Origin of the sequence: Protofrankia sp. BMG5.30 (assembly GCF_001983005.1) — a bacterium.
Taxonomy (GTDB): domain Bacteria; phylum Actinomycetota; class Actinomycetes; order Frankiales; family Frankiaceae; genus Protofrankia; species Protofrankia coriariae.
In genome coordinates this window covers 37389-62544 of sequence record NZ_MOME01000015.1, presented here as the reverse complement: position 1 = coordinate 62544, position 25156 = coordinate 37389, and the positions used below count along the sequence as shown (strand labels likewise).

Sequence of the window (25156 nt, the reverse complement as noted above, 5' to 3'; positions counted from 1 at the left end):
GGTCGGCTGCCTCACACCGAAGGGCAGACCGGGCGGCGCGCGCCGGATCGCGCGTGCGGCACATGCGGCGCGCTGGCGCGGGAAACCGGTACGGGGTGTCGCGGACGGCCCCGGCATGCTCTGGAAGCCATGCCGGGGCCGTCCTGCGTACGGGGCCGGGGAGCATGGAGCGGGACGTGCCCGCGGGCGGGCACGGGCGCCCGCGGGGTCTCCTGGCGATCTGCTGTGGTCATGGGCCGCCCGGCCGGGTGGTGTCGGGCGGGCCGACGTTCCCGCCCGGCCGGACGGCCCGTACTCATCGGGTGGCCGCCGCTCCTTCGATCTCCGCTTCTTCGGCGTCTGACCCTTCGGCGTCGCCGTGCGCGCTCGAGAGGATCTCGACCGTGCCGGCGGTGCCGTCGACCCGTACCCGGTYGCCGGTCCGCACGACGCGGGTGCCGGTCCGGGTGTTCACCACGCACGGGATACCGAGCTCGCGTGCCACGACGGCGGCGTGACTGAGCGCGCCGCCGATGTCGACCACCAGACCCGCGGAGATGAACATGATCGACGACCAGCTCGGGTCGGTGGTCGGGGCCACCAGGATCTCGTCGGGTTCGACGTCGGCGAAGGCGGGGTCGGTCACCACCCGGGCGACGCCCTCGACCACGCCGCTGCTCACCCCGATCCCGCTGATCACCCGTTCCCCCGACGGGTCCGTCGCGGGGTCCGCCGCCGTGACGAGGGAGGGCTGTGGCGACCCCTTCCACTCACCCGGAATGGTCACCTGCTGGTACTGGGCGCGGCGCTCCCGGCGGCGGGCCACCAGCGCGGTGGTGTCCGCCGGCAGGTCGCCGGTGAGTTCGTCCACGGTCAGGTGGAAGACCTCCTCCGGGTCCGCCAGCCGCCCGTCCGCGGCGAGCAGCGCGCCGATCCGCCGAGCGCAGGCCCGAGCGACGTCGAAGGCCTGGAGAAACGACCGTTTCGGCACGCCCCGCAGCGGCAGCCGGGCGGCGGCCAGCCGCAACGCCGTCCGCGCGGCCGGCCGGCCGGTGACGGGCAGCGCCGCGACGACCTCCCGCTGCGCCTCGGCGAGCTGAAGGCGGCGGGCCTGCTCCCGGGCAACCGGATCCGCGGAGTCGTCCCGCCTGGCGTAGTCCTCGATGATCTTCCGCAGCGGGGAGTCGTCCTCGCGCCACACCCGGCTGGACAGCTCGCCCTCGAACGGTCCGTGGAAACCGTGCCGACCGACCACGTCCTCGACGGTCAGCTCGCCGCGGGAGGCCCGCCAGATGTCGGCGACGACCGCCATCTCGGCGCCGCCGACGCCGCCCAGCGTGGCGATGTCCCCGACCCCGGCCCGTTCGACGATCTTCCGCAGCGTGTCGTAGAGCGGCTGCATCGTGCTCAGGATCAGGATCGACTGGAGGGTGACGGCGTAGTCGTGCCGGCGGGCGGCGTCCTGGAGCAGGGCGATCAGGTCGGCGTGCCCGAGCTGGTCCACCCGCGCCAGGCTGGCGCGCCACCACTCGTCGGTCTCCCGCGCGAGTTGCCGCGCCTTCTTCGGCGCCGTCGCGAAGGTCACGGGAAGCCGCCAGGCCACGGACGGGTAGCGCCGTGCCGTCGGAGCGAAGGCGATGTCCTCGGGAACCCGGCCGAGGATGCTCGCCACCGCGTCCGGCCCGGTCGTGCCGGGCATCCGGTCCCCGAGCAGGGCGAGGAACTCGGCCTGCATGGCGGGCCTGCCGTAGAAGATACGGATGTACCGCTGCGAGACGTCCGCCGGTACCCGGCTCTCGGCCCTGGTCAGCCCGCCGATCGCGCGGGCGGCCTCCCGCGGCGCGTGTTCGACCACGGGGGACCACAACGACCAGCTCAGCGGGGTCAGCACCCCGGGCATCGCCTCCCCGAGGTTGGACGTCGACCAGTGCAGCTCCGGGGCGCTGGGGTCGTGCAGCGGGTCCCAGTCGTCATACGGGTCGGCCACCGGCGCGGTGGCCGTCGGCGCTGTTTCGGCGGGCTGGGCGGCCGTGGCGGGTGGCGCCGGCCGGCGGCTCCAGACCGTTTCGGGCCTTGCCTGCAGGGTGAACAGCTCCCGCTGCCCGTCGGCGTCGGCGGGACCGAAGGCCCACTCGATGTCCACCGGGAACCCGAACGCCTCCTCGACGCGCCGGCCGACGCCCGCGAGCGCGACGGCCTCCTCCGTGCGCAGCGACGGCGTCTTCTGCAGCTCGGCGGGGACGTCGGTGAAGAGCAGCGCGTCGGCCTGCGCGTCGAACCGCCAGGCCTTCTCCTTGGGGTTGATCTGCTCGGCGGTGAGGGTGAGGGTCTCCTTGGCGACCCAGTAGCGGTCGGCGGTGACGTCCCCGCGCACGACGGCCTCCCCGAGGCCGAACGCGGACTCGATGTAGACGCGTGACCGGTCGCCGGTCGTCGGCTCCAGGGTCATCAGGACGCCGGCGGCTTCGGCGGGCACCATCGTCTGCACGACCACCGCCATCGCGACGTCCTCGACGGGCACCCCCAACCGGGCGCGATAGCCGATCGCCTGCGCGGTGAACAGGCTCGCCCAGCAGTCGAGCACCTTGGCGACGACGTCGTCGGCGCCGCGGATCCACAGGTAGGTCTCCTGCTGACCGGCGAACGAGGCGTCGGCGGTGTCCTCCGCGGTGGCGCTCGAGCGGACCGCGACGGGGATGCCCTGCTCATGATCACCATCGGCGGCGGCCGACGCGTGACCAAGTCCGGCGTAGGCCGCCCGCACCGCGGCGGCGACGTCGGACGTCATGACCGTGTCGACGAACAGCGCGCGGATCCGCTCGGAGACCTCGTGGTCGCCCGACGGGGTCCCGGCCCCGGCCAGCAACTGGTCGATCCGCGGGCCCAGGCCGGCGGCGGCGACGCCGGCCCGGTAGGCGTCCGTGGTGACGACGAAGCCCGGGGGGACCGGCAGGCCCTGGCTGATCAGTCTGCCCAGGCCGCTGGCCTTCCCGCCGACCAGGGCCGCGACGTCGTCATCGGCGCAGGACGCGAGCGGGAGGACGTGGACGGGGGCGTCTGGCCGTTCGGGCGCGGCTGGCACCGGGGACATCACTGCTCCAGGGGGCTCGATGGGTGGAGGGCGGGCTTCCTTGCGAAACTGTGTATTCCTCGCGAAGCCGGTGTCGAGAGGGATCCGGGGCCATGTCGGGGCCGCTGGCCGACGTTTTCAGTTGTCCGTCCGCGCCGGGGCGTCCGTGCGAGCCGCGGGCGCCGCTGTCGCGGCGGGTGGCCGCCCGCCGCCGCTGGGCCCTCCCGATGGTGGGTTCGGGATGGTTTGGCGAGTTCATGATGATTTGGTGACATCGGGCGGTCAGGCTACTCCAGCCGCTGGTCACGGCCGGCGGGCAGGTCGTATCCGGTGGATCTTCGCTCGTGCGGATCGGCGCTGGTGGCGGCCGGGGCTCGCCGGAGACGGCGGACGGCCCGGCGCACGGTGATCGGCCGGCCTGCGGGCCGTACGGGTGGCGTGTCGCCGGGCGGACGGCGATCCCGGGAACCCGGTTTCCGGGACATCCGTTGCTACTACCACCGCGGCAGCCGACCATTGTCTCCACTGACGACGCTGTCCGCACTGACGACGCCGCTCCGCCGGATCAGCGGGCAGCGCGCCGGTAGGCGTCCGCGGTGACGGAGAACCGGTGGTTTCCGGTGAAGGAGAAGATGTCCAAACCCAGCGCGCGGAAGCTCGGYCGCCCGCCAGGATCGAACGGGGCGGTGACCCGGGGGCGCATCCTCCGCAGCGCCCGGGTGCTCTTCAGCACTGTTGGCTACCGGGACGCGACCCCGGCGGAGATCGCCGAGGACGCGGGGGTCACGCGGTCGACCATCTACCGGTACTTCCCGTCGAAGTCGGACCTCTACGCCGCAGCCTTCGAATCGATGTACCCCAGTGTGATCGACCGGATGAGGACACAGGCGTCCGCCCACACCGCCCTCGTCGACCAGGTGGCGATCGTCTTCCGCGTGTGCGCGGCGCTCAACCACGAGGACCCGACGTACGCCAGGTTCGCCATCACCTCGCTGGTCGACGGACTGCGTTATCCGGAGCTCACCAACCAGGCCCGCGAGCAGATCGGCGAGATGCGCGACTTCTTCCTCGTCAGTGTCGATCGCGCGATCGCGCGTGGCGAGTTGCCCTCGGACGTGAATTCGCGGGTGGTCGGCGACATGCTCGTCGCGATCCTGTGCGGCATGGGTCTGTTCTCCGCGATCGTCGGTACCGAGCGGGAGACGGACGACGCCACCGAGATGCTGGTCCGCTTCCTCGCGGGTGAGCTGTCCGCGGCATCCGGCCGGGTGCTCACCACCGATCCGGGCCCGTGAGCGTGTGGCGAGCGAGCGGGCGTGAACGAACGCTGACAGTTCTCGTGCCGCCCGGCCGCTTGGGCGCCGTACGGCGTGTCCGGCCGGGCAGCGGCCGGGGATTCGCCCGGCGGCCAGTCGGCGGCCGGCATGCGCCGTCAGGTCCGTGTGGCTGGAACCGGCCGTCGGTACCGCGGGCGCGGCTCGCGCGAGACGGTGCCTGTGCGAGACGGTGCGTGACCGGGCAGCCGGGTTCGAGGCGGGTGACGGTCGCCCGTTCCCGCCGGACCGGTGGAGCTGATCCGGCGGGAACGGGCGACCATGCCCTTCTGGTCATGCCCTCCTGGCCGTGGTCTTCTGACCATGATCCCCTGGCTGTGGCCAGGGACCGGAGCGCTCCTAAACGGTGAGTTTTCCGATGCGGTTACCGGTGAACTCGCCGAAGTAGATGCTGTTGCCCCGCACCGTGAGATCGCACGGCCCGCCCAGCGGCGTGGGCAGCGGGATCGGGGTGTAGGTATTGGTGACCGGGTTGTAACGTCCGACATTGCTGCCGAGAACCAGGCCGCCTTCGGCCACGTACAGGTTTCCGTCGCTACCTGTCACAATGGGGCCCGGCAGCGGACGCAGATTGAACAGCGAAACTATTGACTTCTCTGTGATCGCGTGGGTCACCGGGTCTATTCGCCCGATTTTCTGCCCCACGGTTTCGGTGAACCAGATGGCACCGTCCGGCCCGGTGGTGACGCCCTGGGGCACGGATGCCGGTGTCGGCACGGTGTACTCGGTGATCACGCYGGTGAACGGATTGATCTGGCCGATTTTGTTCGCTGTCGACTCCGGGAAGATGAGCGTGTTGTTGGGCCCGTGGTCGATGATGAGCGGGCCGGCGAGCGGAGTCGGGATCGGGTATTCGGTGATCACATGTGTGCTCAGGTCGATACGGCCGATCGCGTTCGCCCCGACCTCGGTGAACCACATCGCGTTGTCCGGGCCGGCGATGATGYCGTCCGAAACGGCGACCCCCAGCTGCGGTATTATGATCGACGCCAGCGCGAGCGGGGTCGGTATGGTGAACTCCTGGAAGGCCAGGGTGTTCGGGTCGAGGCGTGCGATCTTGTTGCCCGCCACCTCGGTGAACCAGACACCGCCGTCCGGGCCGACGTCAAGGCCGCCAGGCACCGATGCCGGGGTCGGTACCGGCACCTCGTAGACGTCGCCGGTAACCGGGTCGTAGCGCGCGATCTTCCCCGCGGTGATCTCTTCTACCCAGCCAATGCCGTTCGCGTCGAACTTTATCTCGCATGGACCGGCCACCGGGGTGGGCATCGGAGCGGACTCGGTTATGACTCCACTCGCCCCGGCTGGCGCGGCCGTGGCTAAGAAGGTCGCGGCCGCCGCTGTGGTGACAGCTAACATGAGCTGCGGGCGGCGCCGTCGATAAAAATTCATGAACGCCCTTTCATGAACTGGGCAGCACTGTTCGGACGTGCTGGAAGAGGTTGAATCCGTGCGGCGGCCACCGCGATTCGGGCGGCGCCCACGGGAATACGGGCGGCACCTGCGAGATGGCATCGGACGGTATGGGGTCGAACGGCGGACCGCGTGCGGACAAACTCATGCCCACTCTTTTCCTCGACTGRCTGAAAAGTCACGGATGGTGGCAGTTGTTCCGAGCGATCGTCACCCTAGTGGGGGATGTCGAACCCCCGCAAGAGTGAAATTTCGAGTCAGTTGATCACGCTCCGTGTCGCAACGGCCGCCAGCCTTTCCCTGAAGCTGTCCGGGCTCGCCCGGAAGTTGCGGCGGTCGTCTTTTCCCGCTACTGTTAACGCCTTTTGCGCGGCCATGGTCCTGGTTCTGCGCCGGACTGTCGGCGTCGGGCCGCCGGATGGCGGCGGGTGGCGCTGCGCGGCTTTCCGGGTGTCCTTGCGTGATATCTCGGGGGTGCGGGGTTTCCGGGCGCTCCCTGATCGGCCGTGGCTGAACCGTCGCGGTGTGTCGTGAGTACGCGCTTGCTCCGGGCCGGTCGCATCCGGCCCGTAAGTCGGTGGCCCGGTGGCCCGGTGGCCCGGTGGCCCGGTGGCCCGGTGGCCCGGTGGCCCGGTGGCCCGGTGGCCCGGTGGCCCCGGTGGCCCCGGTGGCCCCGGTGGCGCCGCGACGGTCGGTGGCAGGGGGCGGGCCGGTGCCGGGCCGTCGGTCGCCCACGGTTGTCCGCGTGCTCCCAGCGTCCGTGTCACCTGTTCGTGCCGGCGGGGCCGTGGGCGGTGACGGTTACGGTGCGTCCCGATGGTGGGTGCGGTAGGTGGCCGTGGGAGGCATCCGGCGCCGCGTGTCGTGGGCCGGTTCGGTACGGGATCCACCGTGGTGCTGGAATGGTGGCGTAGGTAGGGGTTTTCCCTTGTATCCGGAACGTGGTCAAGGCTTGACCAGGGATGATCGCACGGCTAGGTTGCAAACGATCGTTAGCGGTTTCCGTCGCTCTCCCAGCGGTCGGGCGCCCGTCCAGGCACCAGCAGAGAAAAGGAACAGCCGAAGTCGGGGGCCGGCGGAGGAGGCGCAGGGATGTGACAGTTGCCGCGAAGGCCGAGACGGCGTACGCGGTGACAGAGAGCGATGCCTATCACGGCTGGGAGTGGCCGAGCGGGCGAAGTGTCACGATGACCGGTGCCGACACCGGGACACCGGGGCGGCCCGCTGGCGCGGGGCCTCGCGACGACGGCCGCCGGTGCGATCCCATCCGTGCCAGTCGGCCGCGCCGACGTGTTGATCAATGCCCATGTTCCGATCAGCCAGACGGCCCTCTGTCGCGCATCCGTCTGCAGGTCACCATCGGCCCCCTTGCCGCACCATGCCCAGGGTGGCGGCACGGCATCGCGCGCCCGTCCCCCGGCCCGTCGCCGGAGAAGTGACCCGCCACGGCTACGACGGCCGCTGGCCCAGTTTGGGGAGACATGTCCCAGGTTCTGCCCTTTGTCGTCACCGGGCTGACGACCGGCGCGGTCTACGGTCTCGCCGGCACCGGCCTGGTACTGACCTATAAGACGTCGGGCGTCTTCAACTTCGCGCACGGCGCGCTGGCGGCTGTCGCGGCATACCTCTTCTACTCCCTGCACATCGGGCAGGGCTGGTCCTGGCCGATGGCGGCGGTGGTCGCGGTGCTGCTGGCGGGGCCGCTGCTGGGCCTGGTCCTCGAACTTCTCGCGCGGTCGATCCAGACGGCGAGCCTGGCCCTGCAGGTGGCGAGCACGGTCGGGCTCCTGCTCGTGATCCAGGCCGTCATCGTCCTTTCCTACGGGACGCTGGAGCTACGGACGGTCCCGGTCTTCCTCGCCTCGGGCGACGTGCGGCTGCTCGGGACGAACGTCCGCTGGACCGACATCGTGACCTTCGCCTTCGCGCTGCTCACCACGGCGGGGCTGTCGGTGATGTTCCGCACGACCCGGCTGGGGACGGCGATGCGCGCCGTCGTCGACGACCCCAGCCTGCTGGCCCTCACAGGGAACAGCCCGGCGACGACGCGGCGTTTCGCCTGGTCCATCGGCGCCACCCTGGCCGCGGCCTCCGGCGTGCTGTTCGCGCCGCTGCTGCCGCTGGATCCGGTGCAGCTGACCCTGCTGGTCGTGGCCGCGTTCGGCGCGGCGGCGGTCGGCGGGTTCACGAACCTGCCGCTGACCTTCGCCGGTGGGCTGGCCATCGGCGTGCTGGCCTCCCTGTCGACGAAGTACTTCACCACCGGCGCGCTGGCGGGGCTGCCGCCGGCGCTGCCGTTCACCGTGCTGTTCGTCGTGCTGCTGGTCTTCCCCCGCCGCTACCTCATCGGCCCGTCGCGGGCCGTCGCCCGCCGCCGGCCGTCGTGGACGGTGCCACCCGTCCTCCAGCTCGTCGCGGGCGCGGCGCTGCTGGCCGTGCTGGCGACCGTGCCCTCGTTCGCCGGCATCCACCTCACCGACTGGACCGTGGCGCTGGCGACGAGCATCGTCTTCCTCTCGCTCGGCCTGCTCGTCCGCAACTGCGGGCAGGTCTCGCTCTGCCAGGTCAGCTTCATGGCGATCGGTGCCGCCGGGTTCTCCCACCTGAGCGTCGACCACGGCCTGCCGTGGCTCGTCGCGCTGCTGCTGGCGGGGCTGGTCGCAGTGCCGGTCGGGGCGATCCTCGCGATCCCGGCGATCCGGCTCACCGGGCTCTACCTGGCCCTGGCGACCTTCGGCTTCGGCATCTTCCTGCAGTACATGTTCTACGCGCAGGACTACATGTTCGGGCCCACCGGCGCCGGCCTGGACCAGCCGCGTCCCCACCTGTCCTGGCTGGAGATCGACGACGACCGGGGCTACTACTTCCTCGTGCTGGCGATGACCGTCATCGCCGCGGGAGTCCTGGCCGTGCTCGACCGCGGCCGGCTCGGCCGGCTGCTACGCGGGCTGGGTGACTCGCCCACCGCGCTGGAGACCAGCGGCGTGACGGTGAGCGTCACCCGGGTGCTCGTCTTCTGCGTCTCGGCGTTCATGGCCGCCGTCGGCGGGGCGCTGGGCGCGGTCGCGCAGAGCACCGTCTCCGCCGACTCGTATCATCCGCTGCTGTCACTGACGTACTTCGCTCTGATCGTCATCGTGCTGGGCGGCAACCCGTGGTATGCGCTGACGGCGGCTGGCGCCCTCGTCCTGGTCCCGTCCTACTCCTCGGGTGAGAACACCGCGACGATCCTGCAGCTCGTCTTCGGCCTGGCGGCGATCGCGGCCGCGGTCACCGCCCATTCGACGGCCCTGGTTCCACCGGCGGTGCGGCAGGCGATCGGCACCGTCCTCGGTGGCCGCCGTCGCGCCGCGCGCGCCACCGCGGCGGCCGCCCCGCTGCCCGCCCCGCTGCCCGCCCCACAGCCCGCCGCGGACAGCCCGCAGGCTGCCGTCACGGACGACCAGGCCGCATCCCAGGCCGCATCCCAGGCCGGGGAGGCGGCCGCCGCGGCCCCGGTGCCGACCCGGCCGGCGGCCGGTGCGGGCCGGGTGCGGCCGGGCGCGCTCACCGTGCGCGGCCTGCGGGTACGGTACGGCGGTCTGGTCGCGGTGGACGAGCTCAACCTGGTCGCGCCGACCGGACGGGTCACCGGGCTGATCGGCCCGAACGGTGCCGGCAAGACCACGACCTTCAACGCCTGCTCCGGCCTGGTACGCCCGAGCCGGGGGAGCGTCCTGCTCGACGACCGTGACGTCTCGCGCGCCGGTCCGGCGGCGCGGGCACGGCGCGGCCTGGGGCGCACCTTCCAGCGGATGGAGCTGTTCGACACCCTCAGCGTCCGGGACAACGTCGCGGTCGGTGCGGAGGGGACGCTCGCCGGCGGCAATCCGCTGTCGCACCTGGCCGGGTGGCCGGCGGACCGGTCGGCGGTGCGCGTCGCCACCGACCGCGCGCTTGAGCTCTGTGACCTGGGCGATCTTGCCGGCGTGCCCGCGGCAAACCTCTCGACCGGCCAGCGGCGGCTGGTGGAGCTGGCCCGCTGCCTGGCCGGGCCCTTCCGGATCCTGCTGCTCGACGAGCCCTCCGCCGGCCTCGACCGGGCGGAGACACGGCGTTTCGGCGCGATCCTGCGGCGCGTCGTCGACGAGCGCGGGGTCGGCATCCTGCTCGTCGAGCACGACATGTCGCTCGTGCTCGACGTCTGCGAGGCGGTCTACGTCCTCGATTTCGGCCGGCTGGTCTTCGAGGGGAGCGCGCGCSAAGTCGTCGGGTCACCGATCGTGCGGGCGGCCTACCTCGGTGACGCGCTGGTCGAGACCGCCGCGGGCGGCACGGCCGCGGGCAGCGCGGCGGCGGACAGGACAGCGGACGAGGCGGCGGACGAGGAGGTGACCGTATGAACGCCGGGCCGGCCGTGACCGAGCGGGCCGACGCACTCCAGCTATGTTCGGTGACAGCAGGTTACGGGCGTTCGACCGTACTGCGCGAGGTCACCCTGACGGTGCCGGCGGGATCCGTCGTCGCCCTGCTCGGGCCCAACGGCGCCGGCAAGACGACGCTGCTGCGGGCGGCCGCCGGCCTGCTGCGGCCATCCGCCGGAACGGTCACCGTCACAGGCCGTGACGTGACCAGGAGCAGCCCGCACCAGCGGGCCCGGGCCGGGCTGTGTCTGGTCCCGGAGGGCCGCGGGATCTTCCCGAGCCTGACCGTCCAGGAGAACCTCCAGCTCCAACTGCCGTCCTGGCGCGGGCACGGCGGCCGCGGCCGCGGTGGCGGCATCCGCGGGAGCGGTGGCCGCGGTAGGGACAGTGGTCACGGGGACGACAGCGGCAGGGACGACAGCGGCCGCGGGAACAGCGGTGTGGATGCCGCGTTGGACGCCTTCCCGGTGCTGCGTGACCGGCTGCGCCAGGTGGCGGGCACGCTGTCCGGCGGCCAGCAGCAGATGCTCGCGCTGGCGCGCTGCTACCTGTCGGACCCCGCCGTGGTGCTGCTCGACGAGGTCTCCATGGGGCTCGCCCCGCGCGTCATCGACCAGATCTTCGAGTCGCTGCGGGGGCTCGCCGCCAGCGGCGTGTCGCTGCTGCTCGTCGAGCAGTACGTCAGCCGCGCTCTGGAGATGGCCGACGTGGTCTGTCTGCTGGGGCGCGGCCGCGTCGGCTTCACCGGGGCGCCGTCCGAGCTGGACGAGGACGAACTCGTACGCGGATACCTGTCGGCGGGCTATGGCCCGGGGCATGGCCCGGGGCATGGCCCGGGGCGTGCCGCGGGCTATGGCCCCGGGCGCCGCCGCGGCATCGGCGCACGGAGCCGACCCGACCGACACCGGACAGTGATGCTTTTTTCGCGATGGTCCGCCGGTATGACGACCGGAACACCAGAAGGAGAAGGATGAACGGGAAAAGACGCGGCGCCGCGTTGTGGGCCTTACTGACCGCCGTGTTGGTGGCGGTAGCTGCCTGTAGCTCCTCGGATTCCAATTCGGGGACGGACGCGGAGGCGCTGTCGGGCAAGCCAATCGTCCTCGGCGCGATCTGCAGTTGTTCGGGTGCGCAGTCGGCCACCCTCGGCCGGCTCAAGGACGTTTTCGACACCTGGGCCAAATCTGTCAACGCGCGGGGCGGCGCCAACGGCTATCCGGTGAAAGTGATCATCGAGGATGACGGCGGTGACCCGGCGAAGTCGCTGCGGGCCGTCAAGAAACTGGTCGAGCAGGACGAGGTCGTGGCCATTGTCGGCGACAGCAGCCTGGTCGACGCGACCTGGGCCGACTACGTGACCGAGAAGGGCATTCCGGTCGTCGGCGGGCTCTCCGTCGAGTCGCCCTTCCTGACCCACCCGGACTTCTTCATAACGGGTGCGCCGGTCCCGGTGACCACGGTGAGTATCTGGGAGGCGGCGAAGGCGGCCGGCAAGAAGAAGGTCGGCCTGTTGTACTGCTCCGAGACACCCGTCTGCGCCCAGCTCGAGGGCCTGGGCAAGGCGGCTTCCGCCATCGTCGGTGACGTCGGGATCGCCACCGGGAAGATCGCGGCGACCGCGCCCGACTACACCGCGCCCTGCCTGGCGCTGAAGGACGAGGGCGTGGACGCGCTGTTCGTGGCGCACAACTCCGAGGTCGTGCCGCGGGTCACGGACTCGTGTGCCCAGCAGGGATTCACCCCGACCGTGATCAGCCAGACCCCGACCCTCGGGCCGTCCTGGCTGGGGCACAAGGGTTTTGACGGGGCTCTCCTGTCGTCCCCGACCGTCCTTTACACCGACGAGTCCGTGCCGGCGGTGAAGGAGTTCCTCGACGCGCTGGACACGTACTACCCGGACCTGCGCAAGAGCCAGCAGTTCACCTATGACACGATCTATCCGTGGGCCAGCGGCAAACTGTTCGAAGCGGCGGCCAAAGCGGGTAACCTCGGGCCCGACTCGACATCGGCCGACGTCAAGAAGGGGCTGTACGCGCTGAAGGACGAGACGCTGGGTGGCATCATTCCACCGACGACCTTCACGGAGGGTCAGCCGGCCTTCCCCACCTGCTATTTCCAGGCAGCTATTCAGGGTGACAAGGTAGTTAGCCTCAACAAGGGCGCGACGAAATGTCTGACCGAAACCCAGGCCACGCAGCTGGTGCAGGCCCTGAAGGGCTAGCTCCGACGGCTGACGGCGGCGCGAGGAGGTCCGCCGCGCGACGACGCTGGTTTCGCGATGACGTCTGTCGCGTGACGACACCGGTTTCGCGTCGCCGTCGATACCGCATGGTCTTTCTGTCGGTTGTTTCTACCGAAACGGAACGCCGGAACACGCTTCGGCGGCCCGGGACGGCTGTAGGCCCGCCGGAGCGGCCAGTTGGCGGGGCTGGCCGCCCGGCGGGGATCCGCGGCAGGGGACGATCTTTCGATGTCGACGGGCCCCGCGGCGGCTCCGGCCTGCGACGGGAGTCCGAGACGGCTTTCCGCCGCCGTCGACGGCGGCGGGTGAGCGGGACCACAGCCAGGCTGGGCAGGGCTGACGGCTTCGTCAGACACACGGTGCCAGAAGCCCTTCCCGGCCGGGACGAGCACGGCGCCGGCGGCCCGGGTAGGAGGTGGCCAGCAGTCTTCCTTACCACCGCCGAGACAGGCCCTGGGACGGGCGTCCCGCTGTGTCCGGGTGGTTCCTTCTCCCGGCTGCCGGCTTTCGGGCAGGCTGTCGGGATGCCGCGGGCCGGGAGTCGGCGGCCGGGAGAAAACCGTGACCGCGCGTCCGGCCGGTCGTACCGTGACAACCGGGCCGGATTTTCCGGATCCGGTTCGCGGTTGTTCTCCCGTCGGCCGGGTGTCGCGTCCTGGTATTCCAATCGACATTGGAATACCAGGGGACGGGTGACTACCTACCGTRCACTCCTAGAATGGCCCTGTTTCATCTCGTGGGTACGGAGAGACGGGTCAACATGACAGTGATCAGAAGACGTCGACGCTTACATTTCATCACCCTGGTTCTCGCATTGGCCACCCTGGGCGGGCTGGTGCTCGGATGCGGTAACAATGATGTTGCCGGGCGGCCCACCYGATCGGCCTGTACGACGCCGGGAGTAACTGATACCGAGGTCAAAGCAGGTCTGGTGTTCAGTACGTCTGGGCCGGGGGCGTCCCCGCTACGCGGGTTCCGGTCCGGTATCGACGCCCGCCTCGGGGTGGTCAACGCTGAGGGTGGTGTCAACGGCCGGAAGCTCACCTATGCCTGGCGGGACGACGCCACCGATCCCGCRTTGAACCTGGTCGGTTCCCGCGATCTCGTCGAGGACGAAGGGGTCTTCGGAATCATTCAGGGACCGCACGTGGCGGCCGGTTCCGCGCCCTATCTGAGCGAGCGGGGGATCCCGGTTGTCGGATCCGCCGGCGAGACCGTCTGGGCGCAGTACAAGAACATGTTCTCCTGGCACTATTACACCACGGAAAAGGGTTCGTCCACCGTCTGGGGAGACTTCGTCCGCAGCCGGGGCGGCACCCGTGCCGTCATGGTGGACATGGCGTTGAGCGAGGCCACCAAGAAGTTCCACCGGCAGCTCGCCCGGAGCCTGAACKCCGCCGGCGTCAACACCGACATGACCTTCGAGGTGACGGCCAACACGACCAGCTTCGACGCGCTGGTCCGGCAGATGAAGGCGGCGCAGGTCGACACCATCGCCGGGGTCATCTTCCCGGACGTGCTGATCAAGCTCCTCCCGGCGGTGCGGGCCGCCGGGATCGACCTCAAGACCGTGCTCATCCCGGTCGGCTACGACCCGACGCTGCTGCAACAGGTCGGCCCGGCGCTGCCCGGGGTCGTCATCTACACCGACTTCGTCCCGTTCGAGCTGAACACCGAGGCGCACAAGCGGCTGTTCGACGCGATGACCGCCTACGCTCCGGAGAACCAGGTGCCAGCGCAGGAGAGCACCGTCTTCGGATGGTTGTCCGCCGACATGTTCATCCGTGGTCTGCAGGAGGCCGGGCCCTGCCCGACCCGCCAGTCGTTCATCGACGGYCTGCGCAAGGTTCACGACTACGACGGCGGCGGTCTGCTGCTGCAGAAGGTCGACTTCGCCACCAACTCCGGACGGCTGGGTGACTGCTACGCCTTCGTCCAGGTCAGTGACGACGGCAGCCGGTTCCTGCCGCTGGCACCCACCCCGCGCTGCGGCAGCCTGCTCCCCTGAGCGGGCGGTTACGGACCACCGCTGGCTGTTTCCGTGTGACTGGCTGTTTCCGTGCAAACAGCCAGTGTGAACAGGCGGGATCGGGTTCGCGGTGTCGTGCCGGCGGCGGCCGGGTGGCAGGTTCTGCCCGGCCGCCGCCGGCACGAGAAGAGAACACGAGAAGAAAAGAGGCCTGCCGGCGCGGGAGCGTCCACCCGCCTCGACGAGGACTGCCGCGCGGCGGCCGTCGCGCCCCGCCCCGCGGCAGGCCACTGACCTGACAGGTACGGCCACGGCCCGCGTCTCATGCGGCATCGGGCCAGCCCTGTCCAGGCGTGCCGCGAGGGTGGCCGGTGGCTCGTGATCTCCGCCGAGCACTGCTCCTGGTTGCCACCTGGTGACTCTTCACATCAACGGAAGGCCAAAGTCTGGTGGCCGTCCGACTGCGCACCGCATACTCCTACACTGGCCTGTGCTCCATCTCACACTTGGGACAAGAGACGGGTCAACATGTCATTGGTCTGCAGACGTTGGCACTTACGTTTCACCGCTCTGGTCGTCGCATCGGGCGGCCTGAGCGGTTTGCTGGTCGCATGCGGCAGCGGGGATACCAGCCGATCCGTGCAGGCGGAGAGCTGTACGGCGCCGGGAGTGACCAGCACCGAGGTCAAAGYCGGCCTGCTGTACAGCAATTCCGGGCCCGGGGCGTCCCCGGCGCACGGATTCCGCTCCGGCGTTCAGGCCCGTTTCGACCTGGCCAACGCCGAAGGCGGTGTCAACGGCCGGAAGCTCAGCTACGTCTGGCGGGACGACGCGACGGATCCCGCGCTGAACCTGGTCGGAGCCCGTCAGCTCGTCGAGGACGAAAAGGCCTTCGGCATCATGCAGGGGCTACAGGTGGCGGCCGGCTCCGCACAGTATCTCGGCGACCATACGGTCCCGGTCACCGGGTTCGCCGCCGAGACGGTCTGGTCACAGCACCAGAACATGTTCTCCTGGCACTATTACACGGCTGCGAACGGGTCGTCCACGGTCTGGGGGGATTTCGCCAGCAGCCGGGGTGGCACCCGCGCCGCCATGGTGGACATGGCGTTGAGCGACTCGACCCGGAAATACCACCAGCAGGTCGTCGAGAGCCTGCGGCGCACCGGCATCAGCGTTGACATGGAATACGAGGTGACCGCCGGCACGACCAGCTTCGACGCGCTGGCCCGGCAGATGAAGGCGGCGCGCATCGACACGATCGCCGGCGCGGTCTTCCCGGACGTCCTGGCGAAGCTGATCCCGGCGGTGCGGGCCGCTGGCGTCGACCTCAGGACCGTGCTCATCCCGGCCGGTTACGACCAGACGCTGCTACGGCAGTTGGGCCCGCTGCTGGCCGGGGTCGTCGTGTACGTCAACTTCGTCCCGTACGAGCAGAACCCGCAGGCCTACACGCGGATGCTCGGTGCGATGTCCGCCTACACGCCGGAGAACCAGAGCCCGACGCAGGAGGGTGCCGTCTTCGGGTGGCTGTCCGCTGACATGTTCGTCCGCGGGTTGCGGGAGGCCGGGCCCTGCCCGACCCGCCAGTCGTTCATCGACGGCCTGCGCAAGGTCCACGACTACAACGCCGATGGTCTGCTGCCCCGGCCCCTCGACCTCAGCACCAACTTCGAGCAGCTCAGCGACTGCTTCACCTTCGTCCAGGTCAGCGACGACGGCAGCCAGTTCGTACCGCTGCCGCCCAGCCCGCGCTGCGGCAAACCCCTCACCTAATGACGTGACAGCTACGGGCCGCCGCTGACGGCCTTCCCGGATCGTCGGGCCAGGCCGTCGGACACGGCCTACGCCTGGACCGCAGCCTGGACCGCCGCGCCGGAGGCGAGCAGCGCGTCCACGTCGCGCACACCCCAGTCGGTCAGCGCCTGTCGGGTGTGCGCGCCGGGCCGCGCGGGAGGGCCCGGGACGGCAGGGGGCGTCCGGCTGAAACGGGGCGCGGGAGCGGGCTGGCGCACCCCGTCCACCTCGATGAACGTGCCGCGGGCCGCCAGGTGTGGGTGACCCGCGGCCTCCGTCAGGTTCAGGACGGGGGCGACGCAGGCGTCGGTGCCCTCGAAGACCTTCGCCCACTCGTCCCGGGTGCGCTGGGCGAACGCCGCGGCGATCCGCTCCCGCAGCGCGGGCCAGGCCGCGGGGTCGGCACGCTCCGCCTCGTCGGGCGCCAGACCGAGCAGCGTCATGAACTGCGCGTAGAACTTCGGCTCCAGCGGCCCGACAGCGACCCAGTTGTCATCGGCGGTCCGGTAGACGTCGTACCAGGGGCGCCCGGTGTCGAGTAGGTTGACGCCCCGCTCGTCGCGCCACTGCCCGGCGGCGAGCAGGCCGTACACCATGGCTGTCAGCGACGCCGCACCGTCGACGATGGCGGCGTCGACCACCTGGCCGCGGCCGGACCGGGCCGCCTCGAAGACCGCGGCGAGCACGCCGACGACCAGGTACAGGGAGCCGCCCCCGAAGTCGCCGAGGAAGTTGACCGGCACGGCGGGCTCCTCGCCCTGGCGGCCCAGCGCGTGCAGCGCCCCGGTGATCGCGATGTAGCCGATGTCGTGCCCGGCGGTGGGGGCCAGCGGGCCGTCCTGGCCCCAGCCGGTCATCCGGCCGTAGACGAGACGGGGATTGCGGGCCCAGCAGTCCCGCGGGCCGACCCCGAGGCGTTCGGCGACCCCCGGCCGGTAGCCCTCGATCAGCACGTCCGCCCGCTCGGCCAGGTCCAGCACCGCCCGTACACCGTCGGGGGAGCGCAGGTCGATGGCAACCGAACGACGGCCGCGCCGCAGCACGTCCACCGCGGGCGGCACGATGTCGTTCGCCTCACCCGGGCGGTCCACCCGGATCACGTCCGCGCCCAGGTCGGCGAGCAGCATCGCGGCGAAGGGCCCGGGGCCGATACCGGCGAGCTCGACGACGCGCAGCCCGCGCAGCGGCCCGGACGCGCCAGTGGCCGTCTCGTCGGTTGTCCCGTCGGCCATCCCGCTGTCCGTCATACCGCCTCCGGCCTCGATCGGGTGAGCAGCCGTCATCCTGGCTCGTGCGGCCTCAGCCTAAACAGGTAGGGAACGTCCGCTCATCCAATGGCACATCCCGTCACAGCCGGTGTGGCGCCGGGTCCGCGGCGGCCCGGCGCAGTGAACGTACGTTCACCACGCGGGCCGGATCGTGCCACGGGCCGGATCCTGCCGATCACCCTGCCGGAGGGTCAGGCGGTGGCCTTCGCCGAGGAGCTCTGGGGCGACCGGGCCCGTCGCTGGGGAGGGGGAAGCGCCCGCGTGGCGGGCGTCCCCGCCGCCCGCTCGGCAGCCGTGGCCACGACCGTGTCGACGAGCTGTCCGCACAGCCTGTCGAAGATCTCGTCGGCGGACAGGGAACGCTGTTCGAACGCCTGGCTGAGATACGGCGTCCGCTCGGCGTCGTGATCCACCCCGGCGCGGTCGTCGCCGCCGCGCGCCTCGTGCAGGGCGCTGCCGATCGCGGCAAGCTCGAGCGCCTCCAGCATCGGCGCGATCGCCCCGACCGGCACACCTTCCTCAGCCAGCAGCGCGGCGGTGGCCTCCAGCTGCATGAAGCCGATGCTCAGCGGCTGGCGGCGCAGCATCACGGGCACGAGGTCGGGATGTTCGCGCAGTGCCTGCCGCAGCCGGCGGGCACTGCGCAGGATCCACGCCCGCCAGGGCTCGTCGTGGGCCTGCGGGGTGCGGACACCTTCGAGCGCCAGTTTTGCCGCGCCGACGACGATCTCGTCCTTGTTCTGGAAGTGGTGGTACAGGGAGGCGCCGTTGACCCTGAGTCGTTCGGCGAGCCGCCGGATGCTCAGCGAGTCGATACCCTCCGTGTCTATGATCTCCAGCGCGACCTCCAGTGCCCGTTGTCTGGAGATCAGCGGAACCTTCGGTCGCGCCATCGCTGTGCCGCCCTCCCGCGACATCGCCGGGGCGTGAGCTCCCGGATCATGGGCAGTGTCGCTTCGCCCGCCGACGATACCAATCGATGGTAATCGATACCAATCGATTCTGATCGACACCAATCGATACCAATCGGTACCGACTGGCACCAGTCGGCGACCGCCCCGAAGATCCGTTGCGATCCGCGCCGCGCGGGAGCCGACGCGCCCGGCCGCTCGCCGGCCAGGGCATCCAGACGGAAGACAGGCGGAAGGCAGACGGAAGACCTGGCCGGACGGACGATCTGGACGGAAGATTCGGCCGGAGATCTGGGTGGAAACGGTTCAGGGGCTTCCTTTCGGCACCAAGTGCCACTACTGTGACTCGGCACTGAGTGCCACTACTGTGACTTCGCACACGAAACCACCCGACCGACACAGGGAAGCGACAAGGGAGCGGCCATGGGCAACCACGCAGGCGAAACGCTGACCATCCTCGACGAGGACACCGCTGGCGCGGCACAGGCCGTCGACGGCGATGTCGACGTCATCCAGGAGGAGTTCCTCGTCGAGGACGTCTCCATCGACGGGATGTGCGGGGTCTACTAGTGCCGCGTCCCGTGCCGCGTCAGCCATCGTTCACCCCGTCCGCCGCGCCCGGACGGCCAGCGCAGACAGTGGCTGACGCGGCACCGGCCCGCGCGGCCCGCGCGGCCCGGACGAGCGAGCCCACCGCGGCGGCGCGGGCCGTCCCCGACTTCGCCCTCGACGCCCCCTGGCAGCTGCATCCCCAGGTCTCGGTGCGGCCGGAGCCCTTCGGAGCGCTGGTCTACCACTTCGGGACGCGCCGGCTGTCCTTCCTGAAGGACCCGACGCTGCTGCGCCTGGTCCAGGCACTGCCGGAGCACCCCCGCGCGCGGGACGCCGCCACCGCGGTCGGCCTCACCGAGGCCGACCTGCCGCGCTACCACCGTGCCCTTGCCACGCTGGCGGCAACATCCATGATCGTCGAAAGGAGCCTGCCGTGAGTGTCGCCGCGGCACCGGCCCGCCTGGTCGACCACTTCCAGCACGGCCTGGCCGCCCCGATCTGCCTGACCTGGGAACTCACCTACGCCTGCAACCTGGCCTGCGTGCACTGCCTGTCCAGCTCGGGGCGGCGCGACCCGCGCGAGCTGAGCACCGCGGAGTGCAGGGCGGTCATCGACGAGCTCGAGCGCATGCAGGTCTTCTACGTCAACATCGGCGGTGGCGAACCGACCGTCCGCCCGGACTTCTGGGAGATCGTCGACTACGCCGTCGCCCACCACGTCGGGGTGAAGTTCTCCACCAACGGGGTGCGCATCACCAGGGACGTCGCAGCCCGGCTCGCCGGCAGCGACTACGTCGACGTGCAGATCTCCCTGGACGGCGCCACCGCCGAGATCAACGACGCGGTCCGCGGCGAGGGCTCCCACGCCACCGCCGTGCGCGCCATGGAGAACCTCGCCGACGCCGGGTTCTCGGGCTTCAAACTCTCCGTCGTCGTCACCCGGCACAACGCCGGCCAGCTCGACGCGTTCAAGGCCCTCGCCGACCGGTACGGCGCCCAGCTGCGGCTGACCCGGCTGCGCCCGTCCGGCCGCGGCGCCGACGTCTGGGACGAGCTGCACCCCACCGCCGCCCAGCAGCGCGAGCTCTACAACTGGCTGGTGGCCCACGGCGAGCAGGTGCTCACCGGGGACTCCTTCTTCCACCTGTCCGCCTACGGCCAGGCGCTGCCCGGACTGAACCTGTGCGGCGCCGGCCGGGTGGTCTGCCTGATCGACCCGGTCGGGGACGTCTACGCCTGCCCGTTCGCCATCCACGACTCCTTCCTCGCCGGCAACGTCCGCGAGCCCGGTGGCTTCGAGCGGGTCTGGCGCTCCTCGGAGCTGTTCACCGAGCTGCGGGCGCCGCAGAGCGGGGGCGCGTGCGCGTCCTGCGCGCACTTCGACTCCTGCCGGGGCGGCTGCATGGCCGCGAAGTTCTTCACCGGCCTGCCGCTGGACGGCCCGGATCCCGAGTGCGTCCAGGGCTACGGGGTCGACGCCCTGCTCGCCCGCGGCGACGCCGGCGTCCCGAAGCCCTCCGGCGACCACTCCCACGCCCGGGCCGCCGCCGGGAAGCCGCCGCGGCACGGGGGGTCGGGGCGCGGCGGGCCGGGGCCGGTCCCGGTGGTCATCGGCCGCGCGCCGGTGAGTGCCGCACCGGTGAGTGCCTGTCAGCAGGACCCGCTGGCCGGGTTCGCGCCCACCGCCGTGGGGCACTGACATGCCCGCCCCACAACTGGCCGACCCCCTGTTACTGGGGGCACGGCAGGCGTCATCCCGGGTGCTGTTCGGGCCGCACGAGACCAACCTCGGCCAGCGGCGCTCGTTGAGCCCCCGGCAGGTGGCCTACTACGCCCGGCGGGCCGCCGGCGGCGCCGGGATCATCGTCACCGAGACGGCGTCGGTCACCGCCGACGACTGGCCCTACGAACGGGCACCGCTGGCCGCCGACTGCGCCCCCGGCTGGTCCGCGGTGGCCGACGCCTGCCGGGAACACGGCACCCTGGTGCTCGCCGGTCTCGGCCACGCCGGCGGGCAGGGCTCGAGCGCGTTCTCCCAGTCGGTGCTGTGGGCGCCGTCGCCGGTGGCCGACGCGGCCAGCCGCGAACTGCCCGCGGAGATGGAACAGCCCGAGATCGACGCGGTGATCGAGGGTTTCGCCGCCGCCGCCCGGCTGGCCACGGCGGCTGGCACCGACGGGGTGGAGATCGACGCCGGGGTCGTCTCGCTGCTGCGCCAGTTCCACTCCGGGCTGACCAACCAGCGTCAGGACGGCTACGGCAGCGACCGGTTGCGCCTGACCCGCGAGGTGATCGCCGCGGTGCGCGGCGCGCTGGGGGCCGAGGGCATCCTCGCGCTGCGGCTGTCCTGCGACGAGCTCGCGCCCTGGGCCGGGGTGACGCCCGAGCAGGCGGCCGAGCAGGTCGCCGCCCTCGCCGGCGACATCGACCTGCTCGTCGTGGTCCGCGGCGGGCCGTTCTCCACCTCCGCCTACCGGCCCACCGCGCACACGCCACCGATGTTCAACCTGGAGCTGTGCCGGCGGATGCGGGCCGCCACCGGGGGCGTCCCCGTGGTGCTGCAGGGCAGCGTCGTGGACGTGGCCGAGGCCGAGGCCGCCCTGGCCGACGGCGTCGCCGACATGGTCGAGATGACCCGGGCACAGATCGCCGAACCCGACCTGGTGCGTCTCGTGCGCGCGGGCGCGGCCGACCAGGTCCGGCCGTGCGTCCTGTGCAACCAGGCCTGCCGGGTGCGTGACAACCGCAACCCGGTCGTGAGCTGCGTCGGCGAGCCGTACAGCGGGCACGAGACCGCCGAAGGACCGGTCAGGGGCACCGACCCGCGGGCCCGCGGTGTGCTGGTGGTCGGCGGTGGGCCCGCCGGGCTGGAGGCCGCCCGGGTGCTGGCGCTGCGCGGGCACCCGGTCCGGCTGGCCGAACGCACCGGTGTGCTCGGCGGCGCGCTGCGGGCCGCCGCGGTCGGGCCGGGCCGCACCCGGCTGGCCCTGCTCACCGACTGGCTGGCGGCGCAGTGCCACCGGCTCGGGGTGCGGGTCGACCTCGGGGCCGAGGTGACCGTCGACGATCTCGACGCGGCTGTCGCGGACGGCTGGGACGTCCTGCTCGCCACCGGCTCCCGGCCCGTGCCTGGCCGTTACGGACCGGCTGGCGCCGATGATGCCGCCGCTCTCGCCGCCGGTGCCGGTGCCGCCGCCGACGGTGAGGGCGGTGCCGCCGATGACAGCGGCAACAAAAGCGATGTCGGTAACAAGAGTGCTCTCGGCGAGGAAGACAGAGCCGATAGTGAAGCCGTCACCGTCACCGTCACCGTCACCGTCGCTGGTGCTGGTGCTGGTGACGAAGGCGGCGGCGCTGCTGAGGGGGGCGCCGCCGAGGACCGTCCCGGCGCCGGCGAGACGACCGTGCTCGACGTGCTCGACGTGCTGCGCGGCGGCCTGGACGCCGTTCCGGCCGGCCCGGTGTTCGTCCACGACCCGGTCGGGGGGCCGGTGGCGGTCGGGGTCGCCGAATGGCTCGCCGACGCCGGGCGCGAGGTGACCCTGGGCACCCCTGACACGGTGGCGGGCACGCTGCTCTCCCTCACCGGTGATCTCGCACCGGCCAACACCCGGCTCCAGCGGGCGGGTGTGCGCCGCCGGCTGCGGGTGCTGCTGCGCGAGGCCGGCGGCGGGCGGGTCGTGCTGGAGGACGTCTGGACGGGCGAGCGCCGCACGCTGCCGTGCGCGGTGCTCGTCGACTGTGGTCACCGTCTCCCCGAGGAGGCCCTGTACACGGCCCGGCCGGGCACGCCCCGGGCCGGCGACTGCGTGGCGCCGCGGACGGTTCTCGAAGCGGTCCTGGAGGGCCGCCGCCGCGCACTCGAGATCGGCGGCCGTACGAGCCCGCCGGCGTCCCGGCCGCTCGCCGGGGCACGCCGCGGTTAGGCCACCTCCGATGGACCTTCATTCAGCGGCTTCCCGCCTGGCGGCTCCTCGTCCGCTGGCCGCATGTCCGGCGGCTCCTCGCCCGGCGGCTACGCGGCCGTACGGACCGGGGCCCGGACGGCCGCCCGCGCCCAGCCGGCAGCCCGCACCCAGGAAGGCGACATGAGTGCCACCAGCCGTTACCGGTACCTGTTCAGCCCGTTACGCGTCGGGCCGCTCACCGTCGACAACCGGGTGGTCTTCTCGGCGCACCTGACCAACTACGCGCGGGCCGGCCTGCCCTCCGAGCAGCACGTGGCCTACTACGCGGCCCGGGCGGCGGGCGGCGCAGGGATGATCATCACCGAGGAGCACTCGACGCATCCCACGGACTGGCCGTACGAGAAGCTCATCCACGGGTTCAACCCGCAGGTGATCCCCGGCTACCGGCGGATCACCGACGCGGTGCACGCGCACGGCGTGCCGATCCTCGCCCAGATCAACCACAACGGCGGCCAGGCATCGTCGATGTACTCGCGGCTGCCGGTGTGGGCGCCCAGCCCGGTGCCCGACCCGCTGTTCCGCGAGGTCCCCAAGGCCGTCGAGCTTCACGAGATCCGGGAAGTGGTCGACGGCTACGGGCTGGTCGCCGAGCACTGCGTCGCCGGCGGCTTCGACGGCGTCGAACTGCAGTGCTCGCACTCGTCCATCGTGCGCGGCTTCCTCTCCCCGGCGACCAACCGGCGCACCGACGCCTACGGCGGGACGCTGGCGAACCGGGCCCGCCTGCTGCTGGAGATCGTCGACGTGGTCCGGGCGGCCCTCGGCCCGCGGCGCGCCCTCGGCGTGCGGATCTGCGGCGACGAGCTGATCGAGGGCGGGACGACGATCGAGGAGGCCGTCGCCGTGGCCCGGCTGGTGGAGGCCACCGGCAAGGTCGACTACATCAACACCTCGATCGGTGTCGCCACCGCCACCCTCTACATGATCGAGGCGAGCATGCAGGTGCCGCCGGGCTACGCGATGTTCATCCCGAGCGCGATCCGGCAGGCGGTGAGCCTGCCCGTCGTCGGCGTCGGCCGGTTCAAGGACCCGCTGCAGGCCGACCGGGCCCTGGCCGCGGGGCACGCCGACCTCATCGGGGTGGTGCGCGGGCAGATCGCCGACCCGGACTTCGTGGCCAAGGCGCGGGCCGGGCACGCCACCGAGATCCGCACCTGCCTGTCCTGCAACCAGGAGTGCGTGGGACGGATGGGGCTCAACCGCTGGCTGGGCTGCATCGAGAACCCGCGCACCGGCCGGGAGTCGGTGCCGCTGCCACCGCCGCGCCGCCGTGGGCGGCGGGTCCACGTCGTCGGCGGCGGCCCCGGCGGCATGCAGGCCGCTGTCACCGCCGCCCAGCGCGGGCACCATGTCACCCTGTTCGAGCGGTCGTCGCGGCTGGGCGGCCAGGTGCCGGTGGCGGCGGCCGTGCCCAGCCGGGCGGAGTTCCTCGACATCGCGCGCAACCTGATCGCGCACGTGCGGCGGACCGGCGTCGACGTGAGGACCTCCGTCGAGGTGGACGCGGACTTCCTGCGCGCGCAGGCCCCGGACGCGGTGGTGCTGGCCACGGGTGCCCGACCGAATCCCCCCTGGTGGGCGGCGGGGCATCCCCGGGTGGTAGACGTGCGCGACGTGCTGGAGGGGCGGGCGGAACCGAGCGGCACCGTCGTGGTCGTGGACGAGCTGGGGTTCCACCAGGCCACCTCCGTCGCGGAGCTGCTGGCCGACCGGGGCTGCCAGGTCGAGGTCGTCACCAACGGCATGGTCGTGGGCCAGGACCTCGGGGTGACGCTGGACCTGGAGACCTGGAACGTCCGGGCGGCGGCCAGGGGCATCGCCCAGAGCACCGACCTGGTGCCGATGGGGGTGACACCCGGCGCGGACGGCGGTGTGCTGCTCGCCCTCCAGCACCATCCCACCGGCACCGACGCCCAGCGCGCCGTGGACTGGGTGGTCTGCGCCGTCCAGCAGCAGGCGGAGGACACGCTCTGGCGCGGCCTGCGCGAGGATCTGCCGGCGCTGCCGTTCTCCGTCCACCGGGTCGGTGACTGCCTTGCCCCCCGCCGCGCGCACGCCGCGGTCGTCGAAGGCCAACGCGTGGCGGTGTCCCTGTGAGCGCAGGAGGGCGCGAGTGGAGTGGTCGTCCTCGGGACGAGGGCGGCCGCGGAGGGAGTGTCCGACGGAGCGAACCGGGGGTGGAGTACGCAGGAGGGCGCGAGTGGAGTGGTCGTCATCGGGACGAGGGCGGCCGCGGAGGGAGTGTCCGAC

At 71.7% G+C, this 25156-nt stretch carries 15 protein-coding genes; 11 read left to right on the top strand and 4 right to left on the bottom strand.

Annotated features, from left to right (window positions below; all coding sequences use genetic code 11):
* Positions 1 to 295 precede the first annotated feature (295 nt).
* Positions 296 to 3070, bottom strand: a complete 2775-nt coding sequence (locus BL254_RS09555; protein WP_076843103.1) for a PEP/pyruvate-binding domain-containing protein — start codon at positions 3068 to 3070, stop codon at positions 296 to 298.
* A gap of 665 nt (positions 3071 to 3735) precedes the next feature.
* Here BL254_RS09555 and BL254_RS09545 point away from each other — a divergent pair.
* Positions 3736 to 4344 (top strand): TetR/AcrR family transcriptional regulator, encoded by a 609-nt coding sequence (locus tag BL254_RS09545; RefSeq protein WP_052914638.1) that lies wholly within the window; start codon positions 3736 to 3738, stop codon positions 4342 to 4344.
* Between the two features lie 378 nt (positions 4345 to 4722).
* On the opposite strand, the gene BL254_RS09540 is transcribed toward BL254_RS09545, so the two are convergent.
* Entirely contained in the window at positions 4723 to 5652 is a 930-nt protein-coding gene (locus BL254_RS09540) for a hypothetical protein (RefSeq protein WP_076843102.1), read from the bottom strand.
* 1625 nt (positions 5653 to 7277) lie between these two features.
* Between BL254_RS09540 and BL254_RS09530 the strand changes: the two genes are divergently transcribed.
* The 5 genes from BL254_RS09530 (at position 7278) to BL254_RS09510 (ending at position 16186) form a co-directional block, all read left to right on the top strand.
* The gene (locus BL254_RS09530) at positions 7278 to 10178 is read left to right on the top strand and encodes a branched-chain amino acid ABC transporter permease/ATP-binding protein (RefSeq protein WP_076843100.1); all 2901 of its coding nucleotides are present in this window, start codon (positions 7278 to 7280) and stop codon (positions 10176 to 10178) included.
* Positions 10175 to 11173 (top strand): ABC transporter ATP-binding protein, encoded by a 999-nt coding sequence (locus BL254_RS09525; protein WP_083730950.1) that lies wholly within the window; start codon positions 10175 to 10177, stop codon positions 11171 to 11173. Before BL254_RS09530 ends, BL254_RS09525 begins: the two co-directional genes overlap by 4 nt.
* Positions 11170 to 12420: an ABC transporter substrate-binding protein gene (locus BL254_RS09520; protein WP_047223346.1), complete on the top strand. Its 1251-nt coding sequence runs from the start codon at positions 11170 to 11172 to the stop codon at positions 12418 to 12420. The genes BL254_RS09525 and BL254_RS09520 overlap by 4 nt, the downstream gene beginning before the upstream one ends.
* A 739-nt stretch (positions 12421 to 13159) precedes the next feature.
* Positions 13160 to 14449: an ABC transporter substrate-binding protein gene (locus BL254_RS09515; protein WP_371390336.1), complete on the top strand. Its 1290-nt coding sequence runs from the start codon at positions 13160 to 13162 to the stop codon at positions 14447 to 14449.
* 630 nt (positions 14450 to 15079) lie between these two features.
* Positions 15080 to 16186, top strand: coding sequence for an ABC transporter substrate-binding protein (locus tag BL254_RS09510; RefSeq protein WP_254857974.1), 1107 nt, complete (start codon positions 15080 to 15082; stop codon positions 16184 to 16186).
* A gap of 68 nt (positions 16187 to 16254) precedes the next feature.
* Here BL254_RS09510 and BL254_RS09505 read toward each other — a convergent pair whose 3' ends face one another.
* Together BL254_RS09505 and BL254_RS09500 are read right to left on the bottom strand one after the other, a co-directional pair.
* Positions 16255 to 17454, bottom strand: coding sequence for a CaiB/BaiF CoA-transferase family protein (locus tag BL254_RS09505; RefSeq protein WP_047223344.1), 1200 nt, complete (start codon positions 17452 to 17454; stop codon positions 16255 to 16257).
* 212 nt (positions 17455 to 17666) lie between these two features.
* Positions 17667 to 18368, bottom strand: coding sequence for a TetR/AcrR family transcriptional regulator (locus tag BL254_RS09500; protein ID WP_047223373.1), 702 nt, complete (start codon positions 18366 to 18368; stop codon positions 17667 to 17669).
* Positions 18369 to 18809: 441 nt separating this feature from the next.
* Here BL254_RS09500 and mftA point away from each other — a divergent pair, with 441 nt between their 5' ends.
* The 5 genes from mftA to BL254_RS09475 all read left to right on the top strand — a co-directional run bounded on the left by mftA (position 18810) and on the right by BL254_RS09475 (position 25003).
* Positions 18810 to 18956, top strand: a complete 147-nt coding sequence (mftA, locus tag BL254_RS09495; RefSeq protein ID WP_076843098.1) for a mycofactocin precursor MftA — start codon at positions 18810 to 18812, stop codon at positions 18954 to 18956.
* Between the two features lie 68 nt (positions 18957 to 19024).
* A complete protein-coding gene (gene mftB / locus BL254_RS09490) occupies positions 19025 to 19375 on the top strand; it encodes a mycofactocin biosynthesis chaperone MftB (RefSeq protein ID WP_200902438.1) in 351 nt (116 codons plus the stop codon).
* Positions 19372 to 20637: a mycofactocin radical SAM maturase gene (gene mftC / locus BL254_RS09485; protein WP_047223343.1), complete on the top strand. Its 1266-nt coding sequence runs from the start codon at positions 19372 to 19374 to the stop codon at positions 20635 to 20637. Before mftB ends, mftC begins: the two co-directional genes overlap by 4 nt.
* Position 20638: 1 nt before the next feature.
* Positions 20639 to 22864 carry a mycofactocin system FadH/OYE family oxidoreductase 1 gene (locus BL254_RS09480; protein ID WP_076843097.1) on the top strand — a complete coding sequence of 742 codons (2226 nt, stop codon included), beginning with the start codon at positions 20639 to 20641 and terminating at the stop codon, positions 22862 to 22864.
* Between the two features lie 162 nt (positions 22865 to 23026).
* Entirely contained in the window at positions 23027 to 25003 is a 1977-nt protein-coding gene (locus tag BL254_RS09475; RefSeq protein ID WP_076843148.1) for a mycofactocin system FadH/OYE family oxidoreductase 2, read from the top strand.
* The last annotated feature ends 153 nt before the right edge of the window (positions 25004 to 25156 follow it).

Coding starts and splice junctions, on each gene's coding strand:
- BL254_RS09525 (WP_083730950.1), top strand. CDS start 10,175: ATGAACGCCGGGCCGGCCGTGACCGAGCGGGCCGACGCACTCCAGCTA.
- BL254_RS09520 (WP_047223346.1), top strand. CDS start 11,170: ATGAACGGGAAAAGACGCGGCGCCGCGTTGTGGGCCTTACTGACCGCC.
- BL254_RS09505 (WP_047223344.1), bottom strand. CDS start 17,454: ATGACGGACAGCGGGATGGCCGACGGGACAACCGACGAGACGGCCACT.
- BL254_RS09500 (WP_047223373.1), bottom strand. CDS start 18,368: ATGGCGCGACCGAAGGTTCCGCTGATCTCCAGACAACGGGCACTGGAG.
- mftA (WP_076843098.1), top strand. CDS start 18,810: ATGGGCAACCACGCAGGCGAAACGCTGACCATCCTCGACGAGGACACC.
- BL254_RS09480 (WP_076843097.1), top strand. CDS start 20,639: ATGCCCGCCCCACAACTGGCCGACCCCCTGTTACTGGGGGCACGGCAG.
- BL254_RS09475 (WP_076843148.1), top strand. CDS start 23,027: ATGAGTGCCACCAGCCGTTACCGGTACCTGTTCAGCCCGTTACGCGTC.